Annotated in this window: 4 protein-coding genes; 1 reads left to right on the top strand and 3 read right to left on the bottom strand. The window is 63.0% G+C overall.

Annotated elements, in window-relative coordinates; translation table 11 throughout:
* Positions 1–235: 235 nt before the first annotated feature.
* Complete coding sequence (locus EN935_RS25020) at positions 236–970, top strand: TetR/AcrR family transcriptional regulator (RefSeq protein ID WP_109671521.1); 735 nt, start codon at positions 236–238, stop codon at positions 968–970.
* Here EN935_RS25020 and EN935_RS25015 read toward each other — a convergent pair.
* The 3 genes from EN935_RS25015 to EN935_RS25005 all read right to left on the bottom strand — a co-directional run.
* Entirely contained in the window at positions 948–2,849 is a 1,902-nt protein-coding gene (locus EN935_RS25015) for a hypothetical protein (protein ID WP_127262883.1), read from the bottom strand. The two genes, EN935_RS25020 and EN935_RS25015, sit on opposite strands and share 23 nt — an antisense overlap.
* 157 nt (positions 2,850–3,006) lie before the next feature.
* Positions 3,007–3,615 carry a flavin reductase family protein gene (locus tag EN935_RS25010; RefSeq protein WP_127262884.1) on the bottom strand — a complete coding sequence of 203 codons (609 nt, stop codon included), beginning with the start codon at positions 3,613–3,615 and terminating at the stop codon, positions 3,007–3,009.
* On the bottom strand, positions 3,616–4,152 hold a 537-nt coding region (locus EN935_RS25005), incomplete at its 5' end, for a nitroreductase (RefSeq protein WP_245489041.1).

The following is a 4,152-nucleotide window of genomic DNA, read 5'->3' as shown; positions in this document are numbered from 1 at the left end:
GGCCAGTGCAGCGTGCCGGCCGACAGGAAGAGCAAGGCGCCCATGACGCCGAACCACACGAACGTCTGGAGAATCAACTTCGAGATCATGACAAACCTTCCGCGATATGCCCCCGCCAGCATTGGCCTCACTAGACCGCTGGTCTATTATACCGACCGACGGTCTACCATTCAAGTGGATCGAGGACCATCACGCATCTGGACGAGAGCGGCCATCGCGTGCAGAAGCTTTTGTCATGCCCCGTGTCATCAAGCATCCTGAGCTCAGGCGAGAAGAACTTCTGGATCATGCCCAGGCCCTGTTCCTGACGCAGGGCTACGACAAAGCGAGCCTCAACGACGTGATTGCGGCTGCCGGCATCTCGAAAGGCGCCTTCTATCATTACTTTGCCTCCAAGGACGCTCTTCTGGTGGCGCTGGCCGAGCGCTTCGCGAGACAGGCATTGGCTGGAGTCCAGGACATACTCGACGATCCCGATCTCGATCCGCTCAGCCGCCTGAATGGCCTGCTTGCCCAGTCGCGGCGGGCCAAGATCGAGACTGCACCGGAAGCCTGGGCTCTTTTCGAAACGCTGTTTCGGCCGGAGAACCTGGTGCTTTTCCACCGCATCAACCTGGCCGCCAGCGCGTCGTTTTCACCCTTGCTGGTCAAGATCATCAGGCAAGGCATCGAAGACGGCACCTTCAGGACATTCGACCCGGAGGGTGTCGCCGACATCGTCATGCAGTTCGGCATGGCCACTCACGACATCATTGCCAAGGCATTCGCCGGCGGCACCGACGCCGACATGGACGTCGCCATCGAAGCCCTGGAGACACGCGTCAGGCTCTACGAGATCGCTCTCGACCGCATACTCGGCCTCCCCGATGGGAGCATTCGCATCGGCGAGCCCGGCTACGTGCGCGCCGTCATGACAGCCAGGCGGCGGACGAGTGCCGGCACGGCCCTCAGTCCCGCGCCAGCACGATGATCCGGTCCTCCGGCAGATAGGCGAGTGCTTCCGACCTCAGCGGGTTGACGGTGACGCCGCCCAGCGCCCGCTGGTCGGCCTCTCCGGCGCGGATGCGCCGGTAACCTATGGCGATTTCGCTGCGCAACCGCGCCGATTCCGCGATCGTCCAGAAGGTCACCGGCCGGTCGATGGCGACATAGTCGGCGACCGGACGCATGTAGATTTCAGAACCCTTCTCGTCGAGCAGGTCGTCGAAGATCGCAGCGAGATACTGATTCTCGGATGCCTGCGCCAGCATCAGGCTGACCAGCCGGTTGCTGACGACGAAATCATCGGCCTTGGTCACCGCCGCAAGCTCTCGGTTGCGCACGTCGATCATCTCGCTGACGATGCTGATGTGCATGCCGGCATCATCTGCGATCTTGCGCAGATGCAGCAGCGTCACCAGCGTGCGCGTATCGGCCGGCTGTGCTGCCATGGTTTCGCTGTAGCCGAGGACGAGCACGTGGTCGTAGGAAGGCACGTCCAGGCTTGCCAGCGCGGCGCTGCTCGACGTGTCGGTGACGCGGCAGGATACCGACAGATTGTCGCCCGCGACCGGCAGTTCGGCAACTTCCTGTTCGAGGCCGGGCGTATCGGCGGCGATCGTCAGGATCGACCCAGGCGCGACATAGCGCGACAGTTCATAGGTGATGATTGGACCGCGCCGATTCCAGCCGAGGATCAGCGTGCGCTCCGGCTTCGCCTCGATGGATCGCGGGCCGAGGATCGCTGCTGCGTCGATCTTGATCCCAGCGCTTCCCAGCTTTATCGCGGCATCGTCCTCGGCGATGATAATGGCGCGCATGTCCTTGCCGATCACCAGATCCGACGGTGGGTTGAGATTGACGCGGCCCTCGCGGTCGCAAAGCCCGATCAGCGCGCAGTGCTCGTACGCCATGACCGCCTCGCCGAAGCTTTTGCCGGTGAGGTCCGGCTGCTCGGTCGTGTAGATTTCACAGCCGTCGAAATCGAGCAGCTCCGAATAGACGCCGCTGAGACCTGACTGCCGGCTCGAATGCACGACGATGCGCGAGATCAGCTGGTCGGCCAGCACGAGTTGAACCTCGGCTCCGCCGACGACCCGGGCGACCTCGGCATTCTTGCCATCGCGAATCTCGGCGGCGATGTTGTAGGGGGCGGTGCGCCGGTTTGGATCGTTGACCAGCGCCAGCACCGTCTTGATGACCTGCGAATCCGGGTCGTCGCCGTCCGGCGACAGCACGATGACCGACCGCGAGGTCTGCGGATTGACGATGACCAGATCATAGAGATCGGTCGGGTCGCCGCTGCGGCAGATGATGCGCGTGTTACCCAGTTTGCCGACCTTGGCCGCGATCTCGTCCTCCATCTCGACCTTGTCCATATTGGCCATCACGACGATGCGCGGACGGCGGCGGCTGGCATTGGCAATGACGAGTTCGGAGATGACGTCGAAGATCGACGGCGACCAGTTGAGGATGATGGTGTGATCGGTCTCCAGCACCCGCGAACGGCCCTTGCGCAGTTCGTCGAGCTTGCTGTCGACGCCGGCGCTAAGCACGCCGATGAGGGCCGACACGACGAAGATACCGGCAAGCGTGACAAACAGCATAACGAGGCGGAAGGCCCAGCCTGTGTCACCGCCCATCGTGCCGGAATCGAGCGTGCGCATCAGCGATTCCCAGAACGCTTCGACGAAGTTCAGCGGCTCGCCGCCTTCCGGCGCGATGCGGGTCACCGCAAGGAAGCCAGCGGCGGCGATGATGATCAGCAGGGAAACAATGGCGAGCCAGCCGATCAGCGCGATCGGGCCGGCGGCCATGCTCTTGTCGAACCAATAGCGCAGCCGGGTTCCCAGCGAGTCTCGTTTCTTCATGTCGCCCGCGCCCCGCAATATCCCCAAGGTCGATGCGTAACCCCAACGCATCGCCGAAGCCGCTCTCTTAGCCTGTGTTCAGATAAAGGGGAATCGCTTTCGCGTGCCCACGGCTATTGAATCCGGCGACGCGGCGGACGGCGGCCGAACCTAAGACTTAGTCCTTGTCCCAGCGCGGCCTTCGCATCGAAAACACCTCGTCGACGCTGGCATAGTCCATGTAGCCGAGACGAGCCACATTGCCGGCTTTGGTGATGTCGAACAGGCCGTCTGTCAGGAAGGCGTCGTCGATATGCACGCCGACCACCTCACCGGCGACGACGACGGCACTTGTCGGCGATCCGTCCAGCGCCTTCGGCCGAAAGACCTCCGTCACCCGGCATTCGAGCGCTGCAGGCGCTGCCGCCACGCGCGGCGGCGCGACCAGGCGCGACGGCGCCATGGCAAGATCGGCGTAGACGAACTCATTGACGCCGCGCGGTGCGCTGACGGATGTGCGGTTCATCTTCTCCGCAAGATCGCGACTGACCAGATTGGCGACAAACTCGCCGGTTTCCTGGGCAAAGGAGGCGCTGTCCTTCTCGCCTTCGGAGGAGAACCAGACGATGAACGGCCGCGTCGAAACGGCATTGAAGAAAGAGTACGGAGCGAGGTTGATCTCACCAGCCTTGTTCAGCGTCGAAATCCAGCCGATCGGACGCGGTGCCACGATCGCCTTCGACGGGTCGTGTGGCAGGCCATGGTCCTTTGAAGGCTCATAAAACATTCAGCCGTTCCATGGTCCCGAATAGTCGCCGTAAAGCTTTGCCGGATCGGGCCGCGGCCGCTCCGGCGCCGGGCCGGCATAAGAGCCGATATGGATAAAGCCGATGACCCGCTCCTGCGGCGCCAATCCTAGCAGCGCCCGGCCCTCCGGTACATCGGAATACCAGTTGCTGATCATGTTGGTGCCATAACCCAGCGCGTTGGCTGCTATCATCAGGTTCATCGCCGCCATACCGCCCGACAGGAACATTTCCCATTGCGGGATTTTTGGATTCTCCCTGGGGATAGATACAACGCCGATCACCAGCGGCGCGCGCGAGAACCGCGCCAGTTCCTGGTTGCGGCGGCCTTCTGGCAAGGGCCCCTCCCGCTGCTCGGCAAGGGCTGCCAGTTGCCTGCCGATCTCGACGCGCGCTTGGCCACGGTAGACGATGAAGCGCCAGGGCTCCAATCGGCCATGGTCGGGCACCCGTGAGGCAGCGGCGATCATCGTTGCGATTTCCGTATCGCTCGGCGCCGGCTCCTTCAGATCCGGAAT

The organism is Mesorhizobium sp. M7D.F.Ca.US.004.03.1.1 (genome assembly GCF_003998635.1).
GTDB classification, from domain to species: domain Bacteria; phylum Pseudomonadota; class Alphaproteobacteria; order Rhizobiales; family Rhizobiaceae; genus Mesorhizobium; species Mesorhizobium loti.
Note: the sequence above shows the minus strand (reverse complement) of the source record. Positions and strands in the feature narration are given on the sequence as shown.